This window comes from Paraburkholderia monticola, from assembly GCF_001580545.1.
GTDB lineage: Bacteria > Pseudomonadota > Gammaproteobacteria > Burkholderiales > Burkholderiaceae > Paraburkholderia > Paraburkholderia monticola.
The window spans coordinates 16,729-40,111 of the sequence record NZ_LRBG01000003.1 but is presented as its reverse complement, the minus strand read 5'-3'; the positions used below and the strand labels follow the sequence as shown (position 1 = coordinate 40,111).

The window sequence follows — 23,383 nt, the reverse complement described above, 5'->3', positions numbered from 1 at the left end:
GCGGGCCCGGCGCCGTTACTTGCGCTGCGGCAGCGGAATCCATTCGGTTTCGCCGGGCACGTGGCCCATTTCCTGATTCGTCCACGCGAGCTTCGCGGCTTCGATCTTTTCGCGCGAGCTCGCGACGAAATTCCATTCGATAAAGCGCTCGCCGTCGAGCTTCTCGCCGCCGAGCAGCATCACGCGCGCGCCGTGCGTGCTGGCCAGCGTGACGGTTTCATCGAGCGCGAGCACGGCCATCTGGCCCGCCTCGAGCGGCGTGCCGTCGATCTCCAGATCGCCTTCCACCAGATACACGCCGCGCTCCTCGTGCTCCGGCTCCAGCGCGAACGCGCTGCCCGGCGTGAAGTCGGCGGCGACGTACAGCGTGCCCGAAAACGTCGCGACCGGCGACACCGCGCCGAACGCGGTGCCCGCGATCACGCGCAGCGACACGCCGTTGCGCTCGACGACCGGCAAGGTCGCGGCCGCGTGATGCGCGAACGACGGCTCGGTGTCTTCGTCGGCGAGCGGCAGCGCGACCCAGGTCTGGATGCCGTGAATCTTCTGGCCGCGCGCGCGGTCTTCCGGCGGCGTGCGCTCCGAATGGACGATGCCGCGCCCGGCCGTCATCCAGTTGACGTCGCCGGGGACGATCTTCTGCTCGGAGCCGAGGCTGTCGCGATGCATGATCGCGCCGTCGTACAGATAGGTGACGGTTGCGAGGCCGATGTGCGGATGCGGGCGCACGTCGAGGCCCGTGCCGGGTTCGAGGTTCGCGGGGCCCATGTGGTCGAAGAAGATGAACGGGCCGATCAGGCGCGCCGCCATGGCCGGCAGCACACGCCGCACGGTCAGATTGCCGATGTCACGCAAATGCGGTTTGAGGACGGCTTTGATCGAGGTACTCATGGGCAGGCTCGCCGGGAAAGTGGAAGGGGAGGGGTCGAATGGTCGATTCTACTGCGCGTCGCGTGCGGCCGACGGCAACGGCCCCCGCGCGGCATCAGCGGGCGCCATGATGCGACGTCGCCGCCTCCGCTACACTGGCGGATTGAACCCGCACATTGGAGACGCAGATGTCGCCCAGGGACTTGCTGCTCGCACTGGTCGTCGTGATCGCGTGGGGCGTCAATTTCGTCGTGATCAAGGTCGGCCTGCACGGCGTGCCGCCGATGCTGCTCGGCGCGCTGCGCTTCACGCTCGCGGCGGTGCCGGCGGTATTTTTCGTCAAGCGGCCGCAGATGCCGTGGCGGTGGCTGTTCGCCTATGGCGCGACGATCTCGTTCGGGCAATTCGCGTTTCTGTTCTCGGCGATGTACGTCGGCATGCCGGCGGGGCTCGCGTCGCTGGTGCTGCAGGCGCAGGCGTTTTTCACGCTGATCTTCGCGGCGCTGTTTCTGCATGAGCACTTCCGTTTGCCGAACGTCGCGGGTCTGCTGATCGCCGCGGCGGGGCTCGCCGTGATCGGCCTGCAAGGCGGCCACTCGATGTCGCTCGCCGGCTTCGTGCTGACGCTGTGCGCCGCGTGCATGTGGGCGCTCGGCAATATCGTCACGAAGAAGGTCGGTAAGGTCGATCTGGTCGGGCTCGTCGTGTGGGGCAGCCTGATTCCGCCGTTGCCGTTCTTCGCGGCCTCGTTCGTGTTCGAAGGGCCGCGCGAGATCGCGAGCGCGCTGACCGGTATCAGCGCGCTGTCGATTTTCGCGATCGTCTATCTGGCGTTCATCGCGACCTTGCTCGGCTATGGCTTGTGGAGCCGTCTGCTGTCGCGCTATCCGGCGAGCCAGGTCGCGCCGTTCTCGCTGCTGGTGCCGATCGTCGGGCTCGCGTCGGCGTCGCTGCTGCTCGGCGAGCAACTCTCCGCGATGCAGGTGGCGGGCGCCTTGCTCGTGATGGCGGGGCTCGCGGTCAACGTGTTCGGCGGCTGGGTCGTGCAGCGCTTGATGCCGGCCCGCTGATAAGCCATCGCAGCACGCATGACGAGCATGAATAAAAAAACGGCCGTGAGGCCGTTTTTTTATTGCTTCCTGTATGCCGACATCACGTCATGCGGCTCTTCGCGAGCGGCGGATTCGCCGCGAAATAGCGCTTGATGCCGGTCAGGATCGCGTTGGCCATCTTCTCGCGATACGCGTCGTCGTTCAGGCGGCGCTCTTCATCGGGGTTGCTGATGAACGCGGTCTCCACGAGGATCGACGGAATATCCGGTGCCTTCAGCACCGCGAAGCCGGCCTGCTCGACCGAGCCCTTGTGCAGCTTGTTGATGTCGCCGATTTCCTTCAGCACGAAGTTGCCGTAGCGCATCGAGTCGCGAATCTGTGCGGTGGTCGACATGTCGAACAGCGCGCGGTTCACGGTCGCGTCGTCGGACTTGATGTTGATGCCGCCGATCAGATCCGACGAGTTCTCCTTGTTCGCCATCCAGCGCGCGGCCGCGCTCGACGCGCCGTGCTCCGACAGCGCGAACACCGACGAGCCCTTGGCCTCCGGCGTCGTGAACGCGTCCGCGTGGATCGACACGAACAGGTCCGCGCCGACCCGGCGCGCCTTCTGCACGCGCACGTTCAGCGGCACGAAGAAATCGGCGTCGCGCGTCATCATCGCGCGCATGTTCGGCTGCGCGTCGATCTTCGCGCGCAGCTTCTTCGCGATGTCGAGCGCGATGTGCTTCTCGTAGGTACCACCGCCGCCGATCGCGCCCGGGTCCTCGCCGCCATGACCCGGATCGATCGCGACGGTGAGCAGTCGCACGGTGTTGCTGCGGCTCGATTTGGGTGTGGTGAACGCGTAGGTGTCGTCGCTGTCGCCGGGGGTGTCGCTTTCGTTGCCGAGGCCGCGCGCGGTGCTGTTGCCACTGGTGTTGCCACCCTTGTTGCGGGCGATCGCGGTGGGCGGCGCGACTGCCGCGGAGGGCGCGGACGGTGTCGCCTGCCTGCCGGCGATGACCGGAGCGGACGGGGCCGTCGTGCCGTGTGCCGGCGGATGCCGCAGGCCCGCGGCGCCATTCGCGGCGCCCGTACCCGCGCCGCCGTTCTGCGCGTAATGCTCGAAGAACGCATCGCTGTTGTCGGTGGGCGGCGTCGTGCCGGGACCGGCGAGCGTCGCGGGCGGCGCGCTGTTCTGTTCGTCGAATGCCTGTTGCTTGCGCTCGGTCTGCGCGAGCAGATCCATCAGCGGATCGGGCGCGACAGCCGGATACAGGTCGAACACGAGCCGGTACTTGTACGCGCCGACCGGCGGCAGCGCGAACACCTGCGGCTTCACCGAGCCCTTCAGGTCGAACACCATGCGCACCACATGCGGCTGATACTGTCCGACCCGCACCGACGAAATCTGCGGATCGTTCGGCGTGATCTTCGACACCAGATCCTTCAGCGCCTGATCGAGATCGAGACCGCTCAAATCGACGACGAGCCGGTCCGGTCCCTGCAGCAATTGTTGCGTGTTCTGCAGCGGTTGATCGGATTCGATCGTCACACGCGTGTAGTCGCGCGCGGGCCACACGCGCACGCCGAGTACCGAGCTCGCCAAGGCGAGACGCGGCGCGACGAGCCCGAGCACGAGCGTCGACGCACCCGCGCGCAGGATCTGCCGACGCCGCCAGTTATGCGTTGCGCCCGCCGCCGATTCGATCGAGTGGAACGGTTTGATTAACATCTTTCGAGACATGCCTTTCCTGATTCGCTATAGGCGCGTGCGACGAGGACGCGTGCGTCCGCGTTTGCGTCGGTGCCGCCGACGAGCCCGAGCGAGAAGACGAGATCCGGCACGCCGAGCAGCGGGCCCGCGCGTTGCGGCCATTCGACGAGGCAGACCGCGCCGCTGTCGAAATATTCGCGAAAGCCTGCGTCGGCCCATTCGGCCGGATCGGTGAATCTGTACAGATCGAAGTGATACAGCGCGAGTTCCCCGGCGGGCCGCTCGAGCACATACGGTTCGACGAGCGTGTAGGTCGGACTGCGCACGCGGCCGGTGTGGCCGAGGCCGCGCAACGTCGCGCGCACGAGCGTGGTTTTGCCGGCGCCGAGGTCGCCGACGAGTTGGACTTGCAGGCCGTGGAACGCGAGGCCGCTTGCGGTGCCGGGCTGGGCGCGCGAGGCCGCGCGCACGCTTTCGATCGCCTGTGCGAAGCGCGCGCCGAACGCCTGCGTGGCGGCTTCGTCCGCGAGCGCGAAAGAGCGTTCGAGGACAACGGCAGCGGACGGTAGGGTCGCGTGATCGGAATTGACAGGCATTCTCGTAAAATGGCGTGATGAACCGAAGTCCGAAGTCCCCTGATTCCTGCACGCCCGCAACGGCCGATGATGCCGCGCGAGTCTCGTGTGCAATGTCCCGTTTCGATGAAGCGGCGCTCCATGCGCTTGCGCTCGACATCAAGACGTGGGGCCGTGAACTCGGCTTCGGGGCAATCGGCATCAGCGATACCGATCTGTCGGCCGCCGAAGCGCCGCTTGCAGCGTGGCTCGAAGCGGGTTGCCACGGCGAGATGGATTATATGGCCAAACACGGCATGAAACGCGCGCGGCCGGCCGAGCTTGTGGCCGGCACGCGACGCGTGATCACCGCGCGCATCGCTTATCTGCCCGCGCAGACGCTCGAGGGAGCGGCGGCGCAAGCAGCGCGCGACTGGCGCGCGGCCGAGCATGCGCGGCTGGCGGACCCGTCGACGGCGGTCGTGTCGATCTATGCGCGCGGCCGCGATTATCACAAGGTGATGCGTCAGCGTCTGCAACAACTGGCCGACAGGATCGAAGCGGCAATTGGGCCGTTCGGCTATCGCGTGTTCACCGATTCGGCGCCGGTGCTCGAAGTCGAGCTCGCGCAGAAGGCCGGCATCGGCTGGCGCGGCAAGCACACGTTGCTGTTGCAGCGCGACGCGGGCTCGCTGTTCTTCCTCGGCGAGATCTATGTCGACATCCCGCTGCCGACCGACGCCGAAACCGTGCCCGAGGCGGCGCCCGAAACGCCGGGCTCGCATTGCGGCAGCTGCACGCGGTGCATCGACGCCTGCCCGACCGGCGCGATCGTCGCGCCGTACAAGGTCGACGCGCGGCGCTGCATCTCCTATCTGACGATCGAGCTGAAGGGCAGTATTCCGCTCGACCTGCGGCCGCTGATCGGCAATCGTGTGTACGGCTGCGACGACTGCCAGCTCGTGTGTCCGTGGAACAAGTTCGCGCAGGCCGCGCCGGTCGCCGATTTCGACGTGCGGCACGGGCTCGATCGCGCGTCGCTGGTCGAGCTGTTCGCGTGGAGCGCGGACGAGTTCGATACGCGCATGCAAGGCAGCGCGATTCGCCGCATCGGTTACGAGAGCTGGCTGCGCAATCTCGCGGTCGGCATGGGTAACGCGTTGCGCGCCGCGCCCGCAAGTCTCGACGCCGAGGCGCGTGCCGCGATCGTGCGCGCGTTGCGGCAGCGGGTTGACGATCCGTCGACGGTGGTGCGCGAGCATGTGGAGTGGGCGCTCGAAGCGGCGTAAAGTGGCGGCAATTCGGTGGCTGCAATTCGGTGGCTGCAATTCGGTGGCGGCAATTCGTTGGTGGCAGTTCCGTGCCCGCAAGTTGGCACGCATGAGGAGCAGGCAATCATGTTCAACGCAGTGATCGACGCGCCGTTCGGCAAGGTCGGCATCCGGCTCGAGGGCGAGGCCGTGCGCGAGATCGTTTATCTGCCCGATTCGACGCGCAACGTCGCGCCCGCGACGCCGCTCGCGCGCGAGGCGGCCGACCAGCTCGAGCGTTACTTCGAGCGAGCGTCCGCGAAGTTCGAGCTGCCGCTCGCCGCGTGCGGCACCGCGTTCCAGCGGCGCGTGTGGCAGGCGATCAGCGACATCCCGCCGGGCGTCGTGCTGACCTACGGACAACTCGCGAAGCAGCTCGGCAGCGCGCCGCGCGCGGTTGGCCAGGCGTGCGGCGCGAACTTCTTTCCGATCGTGATTCCGTGTCACCGGGTGGTGAGTTCGAGCGGCATCGGCGGCTTCGCGCACGATGGCGGCGATGGCTTCTTTCGCAATGTAAAGCGCTGGCTGCTCGCGCATGAGGGTGTGCCGTACGCATGAGCACCATCACCGATACCGCCGCACACGGCGAAGACACAGCCGCCACCTCGCCGCTGCTTCTGACCAGTTCCGCATCGATCGACGCCTTCTGCGACGCGCTATGGCTCGAACACGGCCTGTCGCGCAACACGCTCGACGCGTACCGCCGCGACTTGCGCCTGTTCTGCGAATGGCTCGCGCACACGCGCAACGCCTCGCTCGACATCGCGAGCGAAGCCGACCTGACCGCCTACAGCGCGGCGCGGCAAAAGGACAAGGCGACTTCGGCGAATCGCCGGCTGTCGGTGTTTCGCCGCTATTACGCGTGGGCGGTGCGCGAGCGTCGCGCGGCCGCGGACCCAACCTTGCGCATCCGCTCGGCAAAGCAGCCGCCGCGTTTTCCGTCGACCTTGAGCGAAGCGCAGGTCGAAGCGCTGCTGGGCGCACCCGATATCGACACGCCACTCGGCTTGCGCGATCGCACGATGCTCGAGTTGATGTACGCGAGCGGCTTGCGCGTGACCGAACTGGTCACGCTGAAGAGCATCGAGGTGGGGCTCAACGAAGGCGTCGTGCGGGTGACCGGCAAGGGCTCGAAGGAGCGGCTGATTCCGTTCGGCGAAGAGGCGCACGCGTGGATCGAGCGCTATCTGCGCGACGCGCGCCCGGCGCTGCTCGGCGCGCGCGCGGCCGATGCGCTGTTCGTGACGGCACGCGCGGAAGGCATGACGCGCCAGCAGTTCTGGAACATCATCAAGCGACACGCGCAGGCGGCGGGCGTCCATGCGCCGTTGTCGCCGCACACGTTGCGTCACGCGTTCGCGACGCATCTGCTCAACCACGGCGCGGATCTGCGTGTCGTGCAATTGCTGCTTGGCCACACCGATATTTCGACGACGCAGATCTACACGCACGTCGCGCGCGAGCGTTTGAAATCGCTGCACGCGCAGCATCATCCGCGCGGGTGAGTGGGACGCGCGGGGCCGTATACGGCGGCCGCCGTTTCACATGAACTCGCGCAAGCGGTGCTTGAGAATCTTCCCGGTCGACGCAGCCGGCAGCGCCGCGAGCACCTTCAACTTGGCCGGCCGCTTGTAGGGCGCGAGCCGTTCGCCGCACCAGGCGATCAATTCCGCGGGCGTGACCGTCGCACCCGAAATCAGCTCGACGAACGCGATCACTTCTTCGTTGCCTTCGACCGCGCGTCCGATCACAGCCGACTGCACGACCTGCGGATGCGCGTTCAGCACGTGCTCGACCTCGGCCGGATACACGTTGAAGCCCGAGCGGATGATCAGTTCCTTGCTGCGTCCGACGATATGCAGCGCGCCATCGGCGTCCTGCCGCGCGAGGTCGCCGGTCTTGAGCCAGCCGTCTGCCGTGACCGTCGCGCGTGTCTGCTCAGGGTTGCGGTAATAGCCGAGCATCACGTTCGGACCGCGTACCCACAATTCGCCAATCTCGCCCGCGGCCGCTTCGACGCCGTCGAGCCCGACGAATTTCACTTCGACGCCCGGAATGACTTCGCCGACCGAGCAGTCGCCGCGCGGGGCGTCGAGCATCGTGTGCGACACGGTCGGGCTGCTTTCGGTCATGCCGTAGCCGTTGTGCAGCGGCAGACCGTACACGGCTTCGGCCTGCGCCTTCAGCGCGGCGTCGAGCGGCGAGCCGCCCGAGTATGCGAAGCGCAGTCGCGGCGCGGACCATGCGTGGCCGTGCGTGTGCAGATGTTCGAGCAGCTTCGCGTGCATCGCCGGCACGCCCTGGAAGATCGACACCTGGTCGTCGGCCAGCGCGCGACGCACCGCTTCGGGCACGAAGCGCGGCGCGAGCCGCAAGGTCGCGCCCGCATGCAGGCTGCCGAGGCATACCGACGCGAAACCGTACACGTGCGAGATCGGCAGCACCGCATAGACGACGTCGTCGGGCCCGACCTGGCGCAGCCGGCTCGACACCGCCGCGATGTACAGCAGATTCCGATGCGACAGCATCACGCCCTTCGGCGCGCCGGTGGTGCCGGTCGTGTAGATCAGCGCCGCGCATTGACGGTCGTTGGCGGCTTCGACCGGTTCGGGTTGCGCGGTGCTGTCCAGCGCATACGACCATGCGCCGATGTCCGCAGACACCGTGGGTGCATGGGTGGCCTGATGACGTTGCGCATGCTGGCGCGCGTCGGGCGAGCTTTCGACCGCATACGCGACGACGCGCGGTTGCGCATGCGCGCGGATCGAGTCGAGCTCGGCGGCGGATAGGCGCGCGTTCGACACGAGCGCCCACGCATCCAGCTTCGCGGTCGCGAACAGCAGCACGATCTGCGCGATGCTGTTTTCCGCGACGATCATCACGCGATCGCCGCCGCGCACGCCCCAGTCGCGCAGCAGCGTGGCGGTGGCATCGACGGCATCGCGCAGTTGCGCGTTGGTGAGGCGGCGCGCGTCTTCGATCAATGCGACATGCCGCGGATCGCGCGCGGCGGCGAGCGCCGGAATGTCGCTGATGCGCGCGGGCAGGGCGGCCAGGAGCGCGGGGATGTCGATGGTGGAACGGATGGATGAAGCCTGGCTCAACACTGTCTCCTGAAACAATTCATTGCCCTTGCGCAGTATCGCGCACCGCGCCGGCCTATTTTCGAACGATCGTGCCACAAGCTCCGGACCCGCACAATTGGCCGTTCGGCAAATAGCCGTCTTGCAAACGCGCCATTACAATGCGCCGATGAGCAAATCCAGACATGTCTCCGAAACGCCCGCCACGCAGTTGCTGCGGCGTCATGGCGTCACGTTCGGCGAGCATCCTTACGACTACGTCGAGCACGGCGGCACCGCGGAATCGGCACGCCAGCTCGGCGTCGACGAGCATCAGGTCGTGAAGACGCTGGTGATGGAAGACGAGCACGCGAAGCCGCTGATCGTCCTGATGCACGGCGATCGCACCGTCAGCACGAAAAACCTCGCGCGGCAGATCGGCGCGAAGCGCGTCGAGCCGTGCAAGCCCGAGGTCGCTAACCGTCATTCGGGTTACCTGATCGGCGGCACGTCGCCGTTCGGCACGCGCAAGCAGATGCCGGTGTACGTCGAGTCGACTATTCTCGAAATGGACAGGATCTGGCTGAACGGCGGCCGGCGCGGCTTTCTCGTCAGCATCGAGCCGGAAGTGCTCACCGATCTGCTTGGGGCGAAGCCGGTGCAATGCGCGAGCGTGGACTGATGACGCAGCGAGAGTTGACGTTTGCCTGAATGTTTTTTGCGCGGACACGTTCGGTAGAATGTGCGCCGCCTCGTTTCGACGGGCATGCCCTGTTGCGGTTGGGGTATCGAATGTCAGACCGCGATCCTTATAAGAGTCCCAGATGCAAAACCTGATCGTCGCTGTCGTTGCCTATCTGATCGGTTCGTTGTCGTTTGCCGTGATCGTGAGCGCCGCGATGGGTCTCGACGACCCGCGCTCGTACGGCTCGGGCAACCCCGGCGCCACCAACGTGCTACGCAGCGGCAGCAAGAAGGCCGCGATTCTGACGCTGATCGGCGATGCCTTCAAGGGCTGGCTGCCTGTATGGGTGGTCGTCCATTTCGGCGCGCGTTACGGGCTCGACGAGCGCTCGATCGCGATTGCCGCGCTCGCGGTGTTTCTCGGTCACCTGTATCCGATTTTCTTCCGCTTCAAGGGCGGCAAGGGCGTCGCGACCGCCGCGGGCGTGCTGCTGGCGATCAACCCGACGCTCGGCATCGCGACCTTGCTGACCTGGCTGATCGTCGCGTTCTTCACGCGCTACTCGTCGCTCGCGGCGCTGTGCTCGGCGCTGTTCGCGCCGCTCTTCTACGTGTTCCTGTTCGGGCCGCGCATCGTCGCGCTCGCGGTTCTGGTGATGAGCCTGCTGCTCGTGTGGCGGCATCGCGGCAACATCGCGAAGCTGATGCGGGGGCAGGAGAGCCGCATCGGCGACAAGAAGAAGGTCGCGACTCCGGCGGCGGGCAACGATCTGTGAGATGGACGGGCTGAGCGATTCGCCCGGCCCGATTTGAAGCGCGTCTGAATTCGCGCGCGAAGCTCGTTGCAAGCCTCGCGCGTCGTGGCGCTTAGTCGCGGAAGTTGTTGAAGTCGAGCGGCGTGTCGGTCACGTCCTTGCGCAGCATCGCGATCACGCTTTGCAGGTCGTCGCGCTTCCCACCGGTGATACGCACGGCATCGCCCTGAATGCTCGCCTGCACCTTGATCTTGCTGTCCTTCACGAGACGGACGATTTTCTTCGACAGATCGCCGGACACGCCTTTCTTGATCTTGATGACCTGCTTGACCTTGTCGCCGCCGATCTTCTCGATCTTGCCGTAGTCGAGAAAGCGCACGTCGACGTTGCGCTTGGCCATTTTCGAGAGCAGCACGTCTTTCACCTGACCGAGCTTGAAGTCGTCGTCGGCGTAAGCGGTGATTTCGTTTTCCTTGTGTTCGACGCGCGCGTCGGACCCCTTGAAGTCGAAACGCGTGGAAATTTCCTTGTTGGACTGCTCGATCGCGTTCTTGACTTCGATCATGTTCGCTTCGCAGACGACGTCAAACGATGGCATTGCATTCTCCCAATAGTGCGGCAGTGCGCGACGCGGCCGGTCGGCTGCGCGCGAGGCACTCGCTATAATCACGGACCGGACGTCATTTTACCGACGCCGCTCCCTTTTGCCCAAGGCCGCCGCGCATGGTCGCGACGGCGGCCGATCCGCGTCGGGCGGCGTTGCTCCTGTCGTCTTACGCGTCATGCGTCGTTTTTCGTTGCTTCCCGTCGTTGCCCTGCTGCCGATCCGATGTCCCAATCCAATCTCGTCACTCCCGCCGTCGCGTCCCTCATGGCCGGCTATTCGCTGAAGGCCCACAACACGTTCGGCTTCGATGTTTGCGCGCAGTTCGCGTGCCTGATCGAGCGTGAGGAACAGTTGCTCGCCGCGGTGCGCGATCCGCGCGTCGCGGGCCTGCCGCGCCTTGTGCTCGGCGGCGGCAGCAACGTCGTGCTGACCGGCGACTTCGCCGGGCTCGTGCTGCTGGTGGCGCTGCGCGGCCGCCGCGTGGTGCGCGAGGATCAGGACGCGTGGTATGTCGAGGCCGCCGCCGGCGAGCCGTGGCACGAGTTCGTCGCGTGGACGTTGGCCGAGAGCATGCCCGGCCTCGAAAACCTCGCGCTGATTCCGGGCACGGTCGGCGCGGCGCCGATCCAGAACATCGGTGCTTACGGGCTCGAAATGTGCGAGCGCTTCGCGTCGCTGCGGGCGATCGAGCTCGCGACCGGCGAAGCCGTGGAGCTCGACGGCGACGCGTGCCGGTTCGGCTATCGCGACAGCTTTTTCAAGCGGGAAGGGCGCGAACGCTTCGTGATCACGTCGGTGACGTTCCGCTTGCCGAAGGCGTGGCAGCCGCGCGCCGGCTATGCGGAACTCGCGCGCGAGCTGGCGGCGCGCGCCGGGCAAGCCGATGGCGAGGCTCTGCAGCCAAGCGCGCAGGCCATTTTCGATGCGGTCGTCGCCGTGCGGCGCGCGAAACTGCCCGATCCGCTCGAACTGGGCAACGCGGGGAGCTTCTTCAAGAATCCGGTGATCGATGCCGCCCGGTTCGAGGCGCTGAAACGTCGCGAGCCGGAAATCGTGTCGTATGCGCAAGCCGATGGCCGGGTGAAGCTGGCGGCCGGCTGGCTGATCGACCGATGTGGCTGGAAGGGGCGCGCGATGGGCGCGGCGGCCGTGCATGAGCGCCAGGCGCTGGTGCTGGTGAATCGCGGTGGCGCGAGCGGCGCGCAAGTGCTGGCGCTCGCGCGGGCGATCCAGCGCGACGTGTCCGAGCGATTTGGCGTGGAACTGGAGGCGGAGCCGGTTTGCTTGTGAGCGGCCGTTTCAACGCCGAAGAATGCAAAAAGGCGCCGGGAGTTTTCCTCCTGGCGCCTTTTTTGTACCGCGGTTCCGGCTTGTGTCTGGACCAGCGTTCGCTCAGTGATTGAGCTTGCCTAGCAGCAGGTATTCCATCAATGCCTTCTGCACGTGCAGACGGTTCTCCGCCTCATCCCACACGACGCTCTGCGGCCCGTCGATCACTTCGGCGCTGACTTCTTCGCCGCGATGCGCGGGCAGGCAATGCATGAAGAGCGCGTCGGGATTCGCGCGCGCCATCATGTCGGCGTCGACGCACCAGTCCGCGAAAGCCTTCTTGCGCGCTTCGTTCTCGGCTTCGAAGCCCATGCTGGTCCACACGTCGGTGGTGACGAGATCGGCGCCCGCGCAGGCTTCGTTCGGGTCGTCGAATTCCGCGTAGAACGGCGCGCTTTCCGCCGAGACGAGCGCACGGTCGAGCTTGTAACCGGGCGGCGTGGACAGGCGCAGCTTGAAGCCGAGAATCTGCGCGGCTTCGATCCACGTGTACAGCATGTTGTTCGCGTCGCCGACCCACGCGACTGTCTTGTCGCGGATCGGACCGCGATGCTCGAAGTACGTGAAGATGTCTGCGAGCACCTGGCACGGGTGGTATTCGTTGGTAAGGCCGTTGATCACCGGCACGCGCGAATTTTCGGCGAAGCGCTGGATGATGTCCTGGCCGAACGTGCGGATCATGATGATGTCGACCATTCGCGAGATGACCTGCGCGGCATCTTCGATCGGCTCGCCGCGGCCGAGCTGCGTGTCGCGCGTGCTCATGAACACCGCGTGACCGCCAAGCTGGAAGATGCCGGCTTCGAACGACAGACGCGTGCGCGTCGAATTCTTTTCGAAGATCATCGCCAGCGTGCGGTCGTGCAGCGGGTGATAGGTCTCGTAGTTCTTGAATTTGCGTTTCAGGATGCGCGCGCGTTCGAGCACGTACTCGTAGTCTTCCAGCGAGAAATCCTTGAACTGCAGGTAGTGGCGAATTTTCTTGGCGGTCATGAAACAAATACGGCGGTCTCACCCGGCAGGGTTGCCGGACTGTGCCGCCGTCGTTTGGTGGTAACTCAATGCAGCATAAAGGATTTCGCCCCGTTTGACGAGTCGGCCGGACGGCGGTGCAAGCGATCCGAAAGCGTTGCAATACGTTGTGCAAAGGTGCTGAAGGACGCTTGTGTGCGCTGCGGAAAAGGGCCCGCTGCGCTATAATCTAGGGGTTATCCCAAAGCCCAGCAGGCCGGCGTTTCGCATGAAGAAACGTGGCTCGCGTGGCGCGGAAAGCCTGTCACGGCGTGGCCGTCATGGCAGGCGCCAGAGCGGTTCAGCCGGTTCGCCGCAGCGGTTCTCGTCGTGCGGTTCGTCATTGTTGCGTTAGCGCCAGGTCCCATGAACGTCGCAGGAGCCTGCAAGCGCTTGTCGTGCATGTCGCTTGCGGCGAATTCGGGCGCGCAGCTGGCTCGCCGGTTGGCCGTCATTCCGCTGGGCAGTCACACAGGTATTCCTACATGGCCGAAGCAGCTCCAATCGAATATTTCATTCAGGGCATTACGTCGACCGGAAAAAAGTTTCGACCGAGCGACTGGTCGGAGCGGCTCGCGGGCGTCATGTCGTCGTTCGGGCCCGGCGTGAGGAAGGGGCCAAACGCCTATATGCAGTACTCGGTGTACGTGCGCCCGACGATGATCGGCGACCTCAAATGCGTCATTCTCGATTCGCGGCTGCGCGACATCGAGCCGATGGCCTTCGATTTCGTTCTCAACTTCGCGAAAGACAACGACCTGCTCGTCACCGAGGCGTGCGAACTGGAACTCGAGCATGCACCTCCGCCGCAAGCCAAACGCCATGTGATCTGACGCAGGCTGGCCGCATCGGCCGCGCGCAGCAAAAGCAAAAACCCGCAAGCAGCGGGTTTTTTTGTGGCTGCCGATCTGGCAAAAAACCAAAAAGTGGCAAAAAACAAAAAAGCCCGCCAAAGCGGGCTTCTTGTGCAGCGGAAACAGGAGGTAGCCCGCCGAAGCGGGCTGACCGGAATTACTGCGCTGCGGGCGCTTGCAGACCCTTGATGGCTGCAGCGAGACGGCTCTTGTGGCGAGCTGCCTTGTTCTTGTGAATGATGTTCTTGTCGGCGATGATGTCGATGGTTTTCGACGATGCCTTGAAGATTTCAGCGGCCTTAGCCTCGTCGCCTGCGTCGATTGCCTTGCGGACGGCCTTGATGGCCGTGCGGAACTTCGAGCGCAGTGCCGAGTTATGCGAGTTTGCCTTCGCGGCCTGGCGGGCGCGCTTGCGTGCTTGTGCGGAGTTTGCCATGACGGTTCCTTATCCTGTTCCTGTTTCCAGTACCCGGCCTTGATTGAAGAGGCGAGGTGCTGCTTCTCGATCCGAACCCCTGGAAGCGATTGCCCAAGGGCGCAAAAGTGTCGAAAAAATCGATCGAACTACGCGAAGGCGGGCCCGTGTTTTCAGGTATCCGGATGCATTGACAGATGACGTTGCGTCAAGCTGAGAATCCCGTCCGAAGACCGTTCGAAAACTGAGCAAGCTTCGAAACCGACGATTATAGCAACAAAATCAGGCACGTGGCAACGGAAAACGCGCGACGGCGCAGCGGCGGCCGGTCCGGCGTGACTTTGGCGCTTATCTGCCGACCCGTGTGCGAGGACAACAGCTCAGGGTGCTGAGGTCGACGCGAACATCGCAAGAAACACAAGAAATCGCGCTTTTCAGCAGATCGGCGCGAACGTCCGCGCCGCAAATCGGTCCGAATCGCGTTCTGGCTCGTCGCCCGCACTGGCGGGACCCGTATAATAAGCGCCCCATGAATCTATTCCGAGCCCTGCTGACGGTCAGCGGCTTCACGCTGCTGTCGCGCGTGACCGGACTGGCCCGAGAAACGTTGATCGCCCGTGCGTTCGGCGCCAGTCAATACACCGACGCGTTCTACGTCGCCTTCCGCATCCCGAACCTGCTGCGCCGCATTTCCGCCGAAGGTGCGTTCTCGCAAGCCTTCGTGCCGATCCTCGCCGAGTTCAAGAACCAGCAAGGTCACGACGCCACCAAGGCGCTAGTCGATGCTACCTCGACCGTGCTCGCGTGGGCGCTGGCCGTGCTGTCGCTGCTCGGCGTGGTCGGTGCGTCGGGCGTCGTGTTCGTCGTCGCGTCCGGCCTTGCTCACGAGGGGCACGCGTACCAGCTCGCGGTCACGATGACGCGCATCATGTTCCCGTACATCATTTTCATCTCGCTGACGTCGCTGGCGTCGGGCGTGCTGAACACGTACAAGAACTTCTCGCTGCCCGCGTTCGCGCCCGTGTTGTTGAACGTCGCGTTCATCCTCGCGGCGCTGTTCCTCGCGCCGCGCCTGCAAACGCCGGTCTATGCGCTGGCTTGGGCGGTGATCGTCGGCGGCGTGCTGCAATTCGTGGTGCAGCTGCCGGGCCTCAAAAAGATCGACATGGTGCCGCGCATCGGCCTGAATCCGCTGCGCGCGCTCGCGCATCGCGGCGTGAAGCGCGTACTCGCGAAGATGGTGCCGGCGATGTTCGCGGTGTCGGTCGCGCAGATCAGCCTGATCATCAACACCAACATCGCGTCGCACATCGGGCCGGGCGCGGTGTCGTGGATCAACTACGCCGATCGGCTGATGGAGTTTCCGACCGCGCTGCTCGGCGTCGCGCTCGGCACGATCCTGTTGCCGAGCCTGTCGAAGGCGCACGTCGATGCCGATGCGCACGAGTATTCGTCGCTGCTCGACTGGGGGCTGCGCGTCACGTTCCTGCTCGCCGCGCCGAGCGCGATCGCGCTGTTCTTCTTCGCACAGCCGTTGACGGCCGTGCTGTTCAACTACGGCAAGTTCGACGGCAACTCGGTCGTGATGGTGAGCCGCGCGCTGGCCGCCTACGGCGTCGGTCTGGTCGGCCTGATCCTGATCAAAATCCTCGCGCCGGGCTTCTACGCGAAGCAGGACATCAAGACGCCGGTGAAGATCGGCATCGGCGTGCTGGTCGTCACGCAGCTGAGCAATTACGCGTTCGTACCGGTGTTCGCGCATGCGGGTCTTACGCTGAGCGTCGGGCTCGGTGCTTGCGTCAATGCGCTGCTGCTGTTCATTGGTCTGCGCAAACGCGGCATCTATATGCCGTCGAGCGGCTGGCTCAAGTTCTTCGTGCAGTTACTCGGAGCGTGCCTCGTGCTCGCCGGCGTCATGCGCTGGCTTGCAATCAGCTTCGACTGGATCGGCATGCATAACCAGCCGGTCAGCCGCATGGTGTTGCTTGGTGCGTGCCTCGTGCTGTTCGCCGCGCTATATTTCGGTATGCTTTGGCTGATGGGCTTCAAGTACGCGTATTTCAAAAGGCGAGTGAAGTGATCACCATGTCGCGGATTCTCGATTATTTCAGCACGCTCGTCGCCGAAGACGAGAGCCTGCCGCTGACCGAGACGACGCTCTCGCTCGCGCAGGACGCCTATCCCGACCTCGATCTGCAGTCGGTGCTCGCCGAGATCGACGAGCTGGTGTTGCGGCTGCGCCGCCGCATGCCCGACGATGCCGATATCCGTCAGAAGGTTGGCATCCTCAATCGTTTCTTTTTCCGCGAACTCGGTTTCGCGAGCAATCTGAACGATTACTACGACCCCGACAACAGCCATCTGAACGTCGTGCTCAAACGTCGCCGCGGCATTCCGATTTCGCTCGCGGTGCTCTATCTGGAGATGGCCGAGCAATTCGGCGTTCCGGTGCGCGGGGTGTCTTTTCCGGGCCACTTCCTGCTGCGCGTGAGCACGCCCGATGGCGACGTGATGCTCGATCCGACCACCGGTCATTCGCTGTCCGAAGCGCAAATGGTCGAAATGCTCGAGCCGTATGTCGCGTCTGCCGGAGATTCGGTCGGACGCGCACTGCGCCTGTTGCTGCAACCGGCCACGCGTCGCGAGATCGTCGCAAGGATGTTGCGCAACCTGAAGGCGATCTACCTGCAGACCGAGCGCTGGCAGCGTCTGCTCGCGGTGCAGCAACGGCTCGTCATTCTGCTGCCGGACAATATCGAGGAAGTACGCGATCGCGGCTTCGCGTATGCGCGCCTGGACTATCTGCGGCCCGCGCTCGAGGACCTCGAAAGCTATCTCGGCGATCGCCCCGATGCCGAGGATGCGACGGTGGTCGAGTCGCAGCTGCATGAATTGCGGCAGCGCACGCGGCATGATAACGGCGAGTAGCCATAGGTATCGTCAAGCGTCATAAACGCAAAACGCCTGCACATCTCACGCATGTGCAGGCGTTTTTTTTCGTCGAATGCGGGTCAAGCCCGCGGGTCGACGACTGATCTCGTTCGGCGATCCTTACTTCGGCTGCATACGGATCGCGCCGTCCAGGCGGATCACCTCGCCGTTGAGCATCGGATTGTCGAAGATCTGCTTGGCGAGCATCGCGTATTCGGCCGGTTTGCCGAGACGCGGCGGGAACGGCACCATCGCGCCGAGCGCGTCCTGCACTTCCTGCGGCATGCCGAGCAGCATCGGCGTTTCGAAGATGCCCGGGGCGATCGTCATCACGCGGATCGCGTTGCGCGACAGGTCGCGCGCGATCGGAAGCGTCATGCCGACCACGCCGCCCTTCGAGGCGGAGTAGGCCGCCTGGCCGATCTGGCCGTCGTACGCGGCGACCGACGCCGTGTTGATGATCACGCCGCGCTCACCGTAGGCGTTCGGCTCGTTCTTCGACATCTGCACCGCGGCGAGCCGGATCATGTTGAACGTGCCGATCAGGTTGATCGTGATGGTGCGCGCGAACAGATCGAGCGCATGGGGGCCGTCCTTGCCGACGGTCTTCGCGGCCGGCGCGACGCCCGCGCAGTTGACGAGACCGCGCAGCGTGCCGAGCTTCGTCGCGGCTTCGACGGCCTGTTGCGCGTCCTCTTCGCGGCTCACGTCGCATTTGACAAACACGCCGCCGAGTTCCTTCGCGAGTGCCTCGCCCGCGTCCAGATTCAGGTCGGCGAGCACGACCTTGCCGCCGTTCTCGACGAGCAGGCGCGCGGTGGCGGCCCCGAGGCCCGATGCACCGCCGGTGATCAGGAACACATTGTCACGAATCTCCATGTCTTCTCCTTTGCTACGGTTGTTCAGTGCTTTCTCGATCGAAGCATTTTTCGACGATTGATTGTAGCGGCTATGCTGCAATGCGGAAAGCGAAGCGGGCGGCGGCATAGGAGCGCTATGGCGAGCTAATCAATTCTCCTGAGCAAGCTGCGCGAGGCGTTGCAGCTTGATTTGCCTACGCGCCAATAAAAAAACCCGCCGAAGCGGGCGGGTTTCTCGTCAAACTCGGGCAGCAGGCAACGCTTACTTCAGTGCGTCGAACGCGCGGGCGCGAATTTCGTCGACGCTGCCGAGACCCGAAATGCGGCGATATTGCGGCGCCTTCACCGAACTCGACGCGTCGCCGTTTTTCGCCCAGCCGTTGTAGTACTCGATCAGCGGCTTGGTCTGCGATTCGTACACTTCGAGGCGCTTCTTGACCGTTTCTTCCTTGTCGTCGTCGCGCTGGATCAGCGGCTCGCCGGTCACGTCGTCGATGCCTTCGACCTTCGGCGGATTGAACGTGACGTGATACGTGCGGCCCGAAGCGGGGTGCGAGCGGCGGCCGCTCATGCGCACGATGATCTCGTCGAACGGCACGTCGATCTCGAGCACGTAGTCGATCGCGACGCCGGCCTCTTTCATTGCCTCAGCTTGCGGAATCGTGCGCGGGAAACCGTCGAACAGATAGCCGTTCGCGCAGTCCGGCTGCTGCAGACGCTCCTTCACGAGGTTGATGATCAGCTCATCGGTGACGAGTTCGCCCGCGTCCATGAAGCGCTTCGCTTCGAGGCCGAGCGGCGTGCCGGCCTTGACGGCCGCGCGCAGCATGTCGCCGGTCGAAATTTGCGGAATGCCGAACTTTTCCTTGATGAAGTTGGCCTGAGTGCCTTTGCCGGCACCCGGTGCACCCAACAGGATCAAACGCATGGATATCTCCAGATCTATGTGAATTCTTTCTTGATGCGGCATGCTTCCCGGCGATTCTCGCAGGACCCGCGTCGACTACCGTTGGTTAGCTCGCGCTGCACGTCGAATACGACGGCGCTGCAAGATCCGAACGGCGCGACCGGGATAACCCGAGTCTCGCCTGCGCTGGGAGGCGCGCATAACCAGTCGATTATGCCACGGCTTCCCGCGCTCAAGACCCGAATAAAGCCCGTACGCGCGCGAGATCGGCGGGAGTATCGACGCCGGGCAGCGGTACGTCGTGCGTGACGAGCACCGCGATGCGCTCGCCATGCCACATCGCGCGCAACTGTTCGAGCGCCTCGACCTGCTCGATCGGCGAGATCGCGAGGTTCGGGTACGTGCGCAGGAATTTCGCGCGATACGCGTACAGGCCGATGTGCCGATACACGACGGCGGGCGCGGGCGGTGTGGGCATCGATGCGACGTTGGGCCAGTGCGGCTGCCACGCGTCGCGTGCCCATGGGATCGGCGCGCGCGAGAAATACAGCGCGACGCCGCGCGCATCGGGCACGACCTTGACGACGTTCGGGTTGAAAATCTCGGCGGGATCGGTGATCGGATGCGCGGCCGTCGCGATCGCGCAGTCGTTCGTCGTCGCCAGATGCGAAGCAACGCCGCGCACGAGCGCCGGGTCGATCAGCGGCTCGTCGCCCTGCACGTTGACGACGATCGTGTCGTCGCTCCAGCCGAAACGCGTCGCTACTTCGGCGAGACGGTCGGTGCCCGACGGATGATCGGCGCGCGTGAGCACCGCGTCGAAGCCGTGATCGTGCGCCGCGTCGAGCACCTCCTGCGCGTCCGACGCGACCAGCACCTGCTGCGCGCCCGCTTCGCGCGCGCGCTCCGCGACCCGCACGACCATCGGCTTGCCGCCGATATCCGCAAGCGGCTTGTTGGGCAGACGCGTCGACGCAAGGCGGGCCGGCACGACGGCGATAAACGGATGAGGAGCGGTTTGGGTCATCGGAGCAGGGGCGGGTGGCGCTCAGGCCGGGACAAGAGGCTGCGCGCGCGACGCGCACGCAGAGTCAGACATAAGCCGCAGCGAAGAAAACGACTGCGGAACGGTCGTGGAGCAGAGGTGGGGCGGGCATCGGCATTGAGGCTTGCCTGGCCCCCGCGCGCTAAACGACGTTGCGCGGTACGGCGTCGCTCCGTGTCAGGCGACCGAGCCGGGATTCAGATCGACGGGCGTGCCTTCGACGGTCTGCCGCGCTTCGTCGACGAGCATCACGGGAATGCCGTCGCGGATCGGATAGGCGAGCTTGTCCGCGTTGCAGATCAGTTCCTGCGCGGCGCGGTCGTAACTGAGCGGGCCCTTGCAAATCGGGCAGACGAGGATTTCAAGCAGGCGAGCGTCCACGGACTTTCTCCACAACTAATGCAGTGAGGCGATGATCGAGCGCGGCTTCGACCGGGACTACCCAGATGCGCGCGTCGTGCCAGGTCCCCAATTTTACCGCATCCTTTTCCGTAATCAGGATCGCGTCGGCGTCGACGTCGGTGAACGGATTGCGCTCGAACGCGTAATGATCGGGCAGCGCGCGCGTCGTGGGCGCGAGGCCGGCCGCGCGTACGGTTGCGAAAAAGCGCTCGGGCGCGCCGATGCCGGCCGCGGCCAGCACGCGTTGACCGGCGAACTGTGCGAGCGGACGACGCAGCGCGGGGTTGTCGAGATGCCACGCGTCGGCGGGCGCGAGTTGCAGGGCGAACGTGTTCGGCCAGCCAGGCAGCGTGCGCGCGTACGGATCGTTGATCAGCGTCGCGTCGCGGCGGCGCGATAGCGGCTCGCGCAGCGGGCCGGCCGGTAGCAGGAAGCCGTTGCCGCCGAGCCGGTGATCGAACACGACGAGTTCGACATCGCGCGCGAGGCGATAGTGCTGCAGGCCGTCGTCGCTGACGATCACGTCGACGTCGCGGCGCGCGGCGCACAGCGCCTGCGCGGCGGCGACGCGATCCGGACAGACCCACACGGGTGCCCCGGTGCGGCGCGCGATCAGCAGAGGCTCGTCGCCGCCGACGCGAGCCGACGAACCCGGCGTGACCTGGGTCGGCGTGCGCACGCGCGCGCCGTAGCCGCGCGACACGATGCCGGGCGTGAAGCCCGCCGCACGCAACGCTTCGACGAGCGCGATGACGGTCGGCGTCTTGCCGGTACCGCCCACCGTCACGTTGCCGACGACGACCACCGGCACGCCGACCCGCACCGACTTCAGCCAGCCGAGCGAAAACGCGGCGCGGCGCGCGGCGGCGATCGCGCCGAACACGCAGGCGAGAGGCGTCAACGCCCATGCGAGCGGTCCACGCTGCTGCCATTCGTGCGCGAGGCGCGCCTCGAGACGGTCGTTGAGTTCGCTCATGGGCGGGTCGCGGCCACGGACTGCGCGCCGTACGCACTACGCAAGGTCAACATCAACGCGGTTCTCCGGGCAATCAAATGCGAATACGGTCGAAAAATGAGGCGCAAGCATCGAGGCGAGCGGGCTCGCACAAGGTTGTGCCTCAGACCGGCAAGCGCTTCGCCGTGTTGCGCGAACGGCATGCCGTCGAACCCGCCACTCTAGCGCGCGGGCATCCCGCCCGGCAAGTCGCGTGGGACCTCGCGCACGCCTGAATGCGCTATGTGCGGTTGCTCACAGTCTGTGGATAACTTTGTGGAGAACCTGCCACCTGATTGGCCGCAAGGGCCATTGCGCGCCGTTTTGACCGGGGCGAGCGTTCGTTGTCGGCACCTAAACACCATATAAATCAAAGGCATGCCCGCAATTTATTGGGATTGACGGGCGTTCTGGCGGAATTCGTCAGGCGGTTCCCGCCATGTGGACACTTTTAACAATCCTGCGATTCCGGCTGGACGCCACTGGCCACTCGGTCTATCGTCTGTCCGGCCAGTAATACTATTCCTCGCATGAATCCCGAAAATCCCTTTGCTTCGGCGGCCGCACCAGGCGGTGAAGTCGTCGTTCCCGTCTCCGCACTCAATCGCGCAATCGGCACGATGCTCGAACGCTCGTTTCCGCTCGTCTGGGTCGCGGGTGAAGTGTCGAATTTCACGCGCGCCGCGAGCGGCCACTGGTATTTCTCGATCAAGGACGCGCAGGCGCAGATGCGCTGCGTGATGTTCCGTGGTCGCGCGCAGTACGCCGAGTTCACGCCGCGCGAAGGCGATCGGATCGAGGTGCGCGCGCTCGTCACGATGTACGAGCCGCGCGGCGAACTGCAGCTGAATGTCGAAGCGGTGCGCCGTACCGGTCAGGGGCGTCTGTACGAAGCGTTTCTGCGCCTGAAGGCGCAACTCGAGGCCGAGGGACTATTCGCCGCCGAACGCAAGCGCGCGCTGCCGACGCATCCGCGCGCGATCGGTATCGTCACGTCGTTGCAGGCCGCCGCCTTGCGCGACGTGCTGACGACGCTGTCGCGCCGCGCGCCGCATATTCCGGTGATCGTCTATCCGGCGCCGGTGCAGGGGGCGGGCGTCAGCGCGAAGCTCGCGGCGATGGTCGAGGCGGCTGGCGCGCGCCGCGAGGTCGATGTGCTGATCGTGTGTCGCGGCGGCGGTTCGATCGAAGACCTGTGGGCGTTCAACGAAGAAGTGCTCGCGCGCGCGATCGCGGAAAGCGTCATTCCGGTGGTGAGTGGCGTCGGTCACGAAACCGATTTCACGATTGCCGATTTCGCCGCCGACGTGCGCGCGCCGACTCCAACCGGCGCCGCCGAACTCGTGAGCCCGCAGCGCGTCATGCTGCTGCGCGAGCTCGATCATCGACACGCGACGCTCGCACGTGCGTTCGGCCGCATGATGGAGCGGCGCGCGCAGCAGCTCGACTGGCTGGCGCGCCGACTCGTGTCGCCGGCCGAGCGGCTTGAGCGGCAGCGCGCACATCTGCAGCAGGTGCGCGTGCGGCTTGCGTCGGCGGGGGCGCGACCGGTGCGCGACGCCCGCGCGCGCTTCGCGTTGCTGCAGATGCGCTGGCAACGTTGGCGTCCGGATCTCGCGGCCGAGCGCACGCGCGTCAAGATGCTGGCACAGCGTCTCGATGGGGCGCTCTCGCGCCAGCACGAACGCCAGCTCGCACGCATCGACATGCTCAGCGCGCGACTCGAAGTGCTGAGTCCACAGCGCACACTCGAGCGCGGTTATGCGGCCGTGCTCGACGCGCAAAGCGGTCGGGCGATTCGCACGCCGGCGTCGCTGAAACCTGGTCGTCGCTTGACGATGCATCTCGCCGAAGGCTCGGCCGACGTCGCGCTCGCCGACGTGCAGGCGCGTCTGACCGACGGTTTCTGACGTTTCGCCAGTGGGCGCGCGGCGCCCATTTTCCGGCTTGCAACGATGCAGGCACGCGCCATGCGCACCCCCTTCGGAGGGCCTTGCGCACGGCGGTTTTGCCATGCCGGACATAAAGGCCGTTGGTTTGCG

General features: G+C 65.3%; 23 protein-coding genes. 11 read left to right on the top strand and 12 right to left on the bottom strand.

The features are described from left to right. Positions 1-15 precede the first annotated feature (15 nt). The gene (locus CI15_RS03560; protein ID WP_062124365.1) at positions 16-891 is read right to left on the bottom strand and encodes a pirin family protein; all 876 of its coding nucleotides are present in this window, start codon (positions 889-891) and stop codon (positions 16-18) included. Positions 892-1,058: 167 nt separating this feature from the next. Between CI15_RS03560 and CI15_RS03555 the strand changes: the two genes are divergently transcribed. Further along, on the top strand, positions 1,059-1,940 hold the full coding sequence (locus CI15_RS03555; protein WP_062124856.1) for an EamA family transporter: 882 nt from the start codon (positions 1,059-1,061) through the stop codon (positions 1,938-1,940). An 82-nt stretch (positions 1,941-2,022) separates the two neighbouring features. Here CI15_RS03555 and CI15_RS03550 read toward each other — a convergent pair whose 3' ends face one another. Next, the gene (locus CI15_RS03550; RefSeq protein WP_062124362.1) at positions 2,023-3,651 is read right to left on the bottom strand and encodes an N-acetylmuramoyl-L-alanine amidase; all 1,629 of its coding nucleotides are present in this window, start codon (positions 3,649-3,651) and stop codon (positions 2,023-2,025) included. Further along, the gene (tsaE, locus tag CI15_RS03545; RefSeq protein ID WP_062124360.1) at positions 3,633-4,217 is read right to left on the bottom strand and encodes a tRNA (adenosine(37)-N6)-threonylcarbamoyltransferase complex ATPase subunit type 1 TsaE; all 585 of its coding nucleotides are present in this window, start codon (positions 4,215-4,217) and stop codon (positions 3,633-3,635) included. Before tsaE ends, CI15_RS03550 begins: the two co-directional genes overlap by 19 nt. Before the next feature lie 17 nt (positions 4,218-4,234). Between tsaE and queG the strand changes: the two genes are divergently transcribed. The 3 genes from queG (at position 4,235) to xerD (ending at position 6,990) form a co-directional block, all read left to right on the top strand. Beyond that, positions 4,235-5,464 carry a tRNA epoxyqueuosine(34) reductase QueG gene (gene queG / locus CI15_RS03540; RefSeq protein ID WP_062124358.1) on the top strand — a complete coding sequence of 410 codons (1,230 nt, stop codon included), beginning with the start codon at positions 4,235-4,237 and terminating at the stop codon, positions 5,462-5,464. Positions 5,465-5,572: 108 nt separating this feature from the next. Continuing rightward, positions 5,573-6,043, top strand: coding sequence for a methylated-DNA--[protein]-cysteine S-methyltransferase (locus CI15_RS03535; RefSeq protein ID WP_062124356.1), 471 nt, complete (start codon positions 5,573-5,575; stop codon positions 6,041-6,043). Next, complete coding sequence (gene xerD / locus CI15_RS03530) at positions 6,040-6,990, top strand: site-specific tyrosine recombinase XerD (RefSeq protein ID WP_062124354.1); 951 nt, start codon at positions 6,040-6,042, stop codon at positions 6,988-6,990. Before CI15_RS03535 ends, xerD begins: the two co-directional genes overlap by 4 nt. 36 nt (positions 6,991-7,026) lie before the next feature. Here xerD and CI15_RS03525 read toward each other — a convergent pair whose 3' ends face one another. Beyond that, positions 7,027-8,589 (bottom strand): class I adenylate-forming enzyme family protein, encoded by a 1,563-nt coding sequence (locus CI15_RS03525; RefSeq protein ID WP_062124352.1) that lies wholly within the window; start codon positions 8,587-8,589, stop codon positions 7,027-7,029. 148 nt (positions 8,590-8,737) lie between these two features. Between CI15_RS03525 and ybaK the strand changes: the two genes are divergently transcribed. Both ybaK and plsY read left to right on the top strand, forming a co-directional pair. Then, on the top strand, positions 8,738-9,229 hold the full coding sequence (gene ybaK, locus CI15_RS03520) for a Cys-tRNA(Pro) deacylase (protein WP_062124854.1): 492 nt from the start codon (positions 8,738-8,740) through the stop codon (positions 9,227-9,229). A gap of 142 nt (positions 9,230-9,371) precedes the next feature. Further along, positions 9,372-10,007, top strand: coding sequence for a glycerol-3-phosphate 1-O-acyltransferase PlsY (gene plsY / locus CI15_RS03515; protein ID WP_062124350.1), 636 nt, complete (start codon positions 9,372-9,374; stop codon positions 10,005-10,007). 91 nt (positions 10,008-10,098) lie between these two features. Here plsY and CI15_RS03510 read toward each other — a convergent pair whose 3' ends face one another. Then, the gene (locus tag CI15_RS03510) at positions 10,099-10,584 is read right to left on the bottom strand and encodes a YajQ family cyclic di-GMP-binding protein (RefSeq protein ID WP_007180572.1); all 486 of its coding nucleotides are present in this window, start codon (positions 10,582-10,584) and stop codon (positions 10,099-10,101) included. A gap of 231 nt (positions 10,585-10,815) precedes the next feature. Here CI15_RS03510 and murB point away from each other — a divergent pair, with 231 nt between their 5' ends. Next, complete coding sequence (murB, locus tag CI15_RS03505) at positions 10,816-11,883, top strand: UDP-N-acetylmuramate dehydrogenase (protein ID WP_062124348.1); 1,068 nt, start codon at positions 10,816-10,818, stop codon at positions 11,881-11,883. A gap of 102 nt (positions 11,884-11,985) precedes the next feature. On the opposite strand, the gene argF is transcribed toward murB, so the two are convergent. Then, on the bottom strand, positions 11,986-12,915 hold the full coding sequence (argF, locus tag CI15_RS03500; RefSeq protein WP_062124346.1) for an ornithine carbamoyltransferase: 930 nt from the start codon (positions 12,913-12,915) through the stop codon (positions 11,986-11,988). A gap of 503 nt (positions 12,916-13,418) precedes the next feature. On the opposite strand from argF, the gene CI15_RS03495 reads away from it, so the two are divergent. After that, the gene (locus CI15_RS03495; protein WP_062124344.1) at positions 13,419-13,766 is read left to right on the top strand and encodes a DUF3579 domain-containing protein; all 348 of its coding nucleotides are present in this window, start codon (positions 13,419-13,421) and stop codon (positions 13,764-13,766) included. 178 nt (positions 13,767-13,944) lie between these two features. Here CI15_RS03495 and rpsT read toward each other — a convergent pair whose 3' ends face one another. Continuing rightward, positions 13,945-14,223 (bottom strand): 30S ribosomal protein S20, encoded by a 279-nt coding sequence (rpsT, locus tag CI15_RS03490; RefSeq protein WP_062124342.1) that lies wholly within the window; start codon positions 14,221-14,223, stop codon positions 13,945-13,947. 508 nt (positions 14,224-14,731) lie between these two features. On the opposite strand from rpsT, the gene murJ reads away from it, so the two are divergent. Further along, on the top strand, positions 14,732-16,282 hold the full coding sequence (gene murJ, locus CI15_RS03485) for a murein biosynthesis integral membrane protein MurJ (protein ID WP_062124340.1): 1,551 nt from the start codon (positions 14,732-14,734) through the stop codon (positions 16,280-16,282). A gap of 5 nt (positions 16,283-16,287) precedes the next feature. Then, the gene (locus tag CI15_RS03480; RefSeq protein WP_062124852.1) at positions 16,288-17,130 is read left to right on the top strand and encodes a SirB1 family protein; all 843 of its coding nucleotides are present in this window, start codon (positions 16,288-16,290) and stop codon (positions 17,128-17,130) included. A 123-nt stretch (positions 17,131-17,253) separates the two neighbouring features. On the opposite strand, the gene CI15_RS03475 is transcribed toward CI15_RS03480, so the two are convergent. The 5 genes from CI15_RS03475 to lpxK form a co-directional block, all read right to left on the bottom strand. Beyond that, positions 17,254-18,012, bottom strand: coding sequence for a 3-hydroxyacyl-CoA dehydrogenase (locus CI15_RS03475; RefSeq protein WP_062124850.1), 759 nt, complete (start codon positions 18,010-18,012; stop codon positions 17,254-17,256). A gap of 243 nt (positions 18,013-18,255) precedes the next feature. Continuing rightward, complete coding sequence (gene adk, locus CI15_RS03470) at positions 18,256-18,921, bottom strand: adenylate kinase (protein ID WP_062124339.1); 666 nt, start codon at positions 18,919-18,921, stop codon at positions 18,256-18,258. 211 nt (positions 18,922-19,132) lie between these two features. After that, positions 19,133-19,927 (bottom strand): 3-deoxy-manno-octulosonate cytidylyltransferase, encoded by a 795-nt coding sequence (gene kdsB / locus CI15_RS03465; protein ID WP_062124337.1) that lies wholly within the window; start codon positions 19,925-19,927, stop codon positions 19,133-19,135. A gap of 195 nt (positions 19,928-20,122) precedes the next feature. After that, positions 20,123-20,326 (bottom strand): Trm112 family protein, encoded by a 204-nt coding sequence (locus tag CI15_RS03460; protein WP_007180583.1) that lies wholly within the window; start codon positions 20,324-20,326, stop codon positions 20,123-20,125. Continuing rightward, entirely contained in the window at positions 20,307-21,323 is a 1,017-nt protein-coding gene (gene lpxK, locus CI15_RS03455; protein ID WP_062124333.1) for a tetraacyldisaccharide 4'-kinase, read from the bottom strand. The genes CI15_RS03460 and lpxK overlap by 20 nt, the downstream gene beginning before the upstream one ends. A gap of 548 nt (positions 21,324-21,871) precedes the next feature. Between lpxK and xseA the strand changes: the two genes are divergently transcribed. Beyond that, on the top strand, positions 21,872-23,251 hold the full coding sequence (gene xseA / locus CI15_RS03450) for an exodeoxyribonuclease VII large subunit (RefSeq protein WP_062124332.1): 1,380 nt from the start codon (positions 21,872-21,874) through the stop codon (positions 23,249-23,251). The last annotated feature ends 132 nt before the right edge of the window (positions 23,252-23,383 follow it).

Coding starts and splice junctions, on each gene's coding strand:
- rpsT (WP_062124342.1), bottom strand. CDS start 14,223: ATGGCAAACTCCGCACAAGCACGCAAGCGCGCCCGCCAGGCCGCGAAG.
- CI15_RS03535 (WP_062124356.1), top strand. CDS start 5,573: ATGTTCAACGCAGTGATCGACGCGCCGTTCGGCAAGGTCGGCATCCGG.
- CI15_RS03510 (WP_007180572.1), bottom strand. CDS start 10,584: ATGCCATCGTTTGACGTCGTCTGCGAAGCGAACATGATCGAAGTCAAG.
- argF (WP_062124346.1), bottom strand. CDS start 12,915: ATGACCGCCAAGAAAATTCGCCACTACCTGCAGTTCAAGGATTTCTCG.
- CI15_RS03495 (WP_062124344.1), top strand. CDS start 13,419: ATGGCCGAAGCAGCTCCAATCGAATATTTCATTCAGGGCATTACGTCG.
- murJ (WP_062124340.1), top strand. CDS start 14,732: ATGAATCTATTCCGAGCCCTGCTGACGGTCAGCGGCTTCACGCTGCTG.
- tsaE (WP_062124360.1), bottom strand. CDS start 4,217: ATGCCTGTCAATTCCGATCACGCGACCCTACCGTCCGCTGCCGTTGTC.
- CI15_RS03555 (WP_062124856.1), top strand. CDS start 1,059: ATGTCGCCCAGGGACTTGCTGCTCGCACTGGTCGTCGTGATCGCGTGG.
- CI15_RS03550 (WP_062124362.1), bottom strand. CDS start 3,651: ATGTCTCGAAAGATGTTAATCAAACCGTTCCACTCGATCGAATCGGCG.
- xerD (WP_062124354.1), top strand. CDS start 6,040: ATGAGCACCATCACCGATACCGCCGCACACGGCGAAGACACAGCCGCC.
- CI15_RS03475 (WP_062124850.1), bottom strand. CDS start 18,012: ATGGAGATTCGTGACAATGTGTTCCTGATCACCGGCGGTGCATCGGGC.
- murB (WP_062124348.1), top strand. CDS start 10,816: ATGTCCCAATCCAATCTCGTCACTCCCGCCGTCGCGTCCCTCATGGCC.
- kdsB (WP_062124337.1), bottom strand. CDS start 19,927: ATGACCCAAACCGCTCCTCATCCGTTTATCGCCGTCGTGCCGGCCCGC.
- xseA (WP_062124332.1), top strand. CDS start 21,872: ATGAATCCCGAAAATCCCTTTGCTTCGGCGGCCGCACCAGGCGGTGAA.
- CI15_RS03480 (WP_062124852.1), top strand. CDS start 16,288: ATGTCGCGGATTCTCGATTATTTCAGCACGCTCGTCGCCGAAGACGAG.
- queG (WP_062124358.1), top strand. CDS start 4,235: ATGAACCGAAGTCCGAAGTCCCCTGATTCCTGCACGCCCGCAACGGCC.
- lpxK (WP_062124333.1), bottom strand. CDS start 21,323: ATGAGCGAACTCAACGACCGTCTCGAGGCGCGCCTCGCGCACGAATGG.
- ybaK (WP_062124854.1), top strand. CDS start 8,738: ATGAGCAAATCCAGACATGTCTCCGAAACGCCCGCCACGCAGTTGCTG.
- CI15_RS03560 (WP_062124365.1), bottom strand. CDS start 891: ATGAGTACCTCGATCAAAGCCGTCCTCAAACCGCATTTGCGTGACATC.
- adk (WP_062124339.1), bottom strand. CDS start 18,921: ATGCGTTTGATCCTGTTGGGTGCACCGGGTGCCGGCAAAGGCACTCAG.
- plsY (WP_062124350.1), top strand. CDS start 9,372: ATGCAAAACCTGATCGTCGCTGTCGTTGCCTATCTGATCGGTTCGTTG.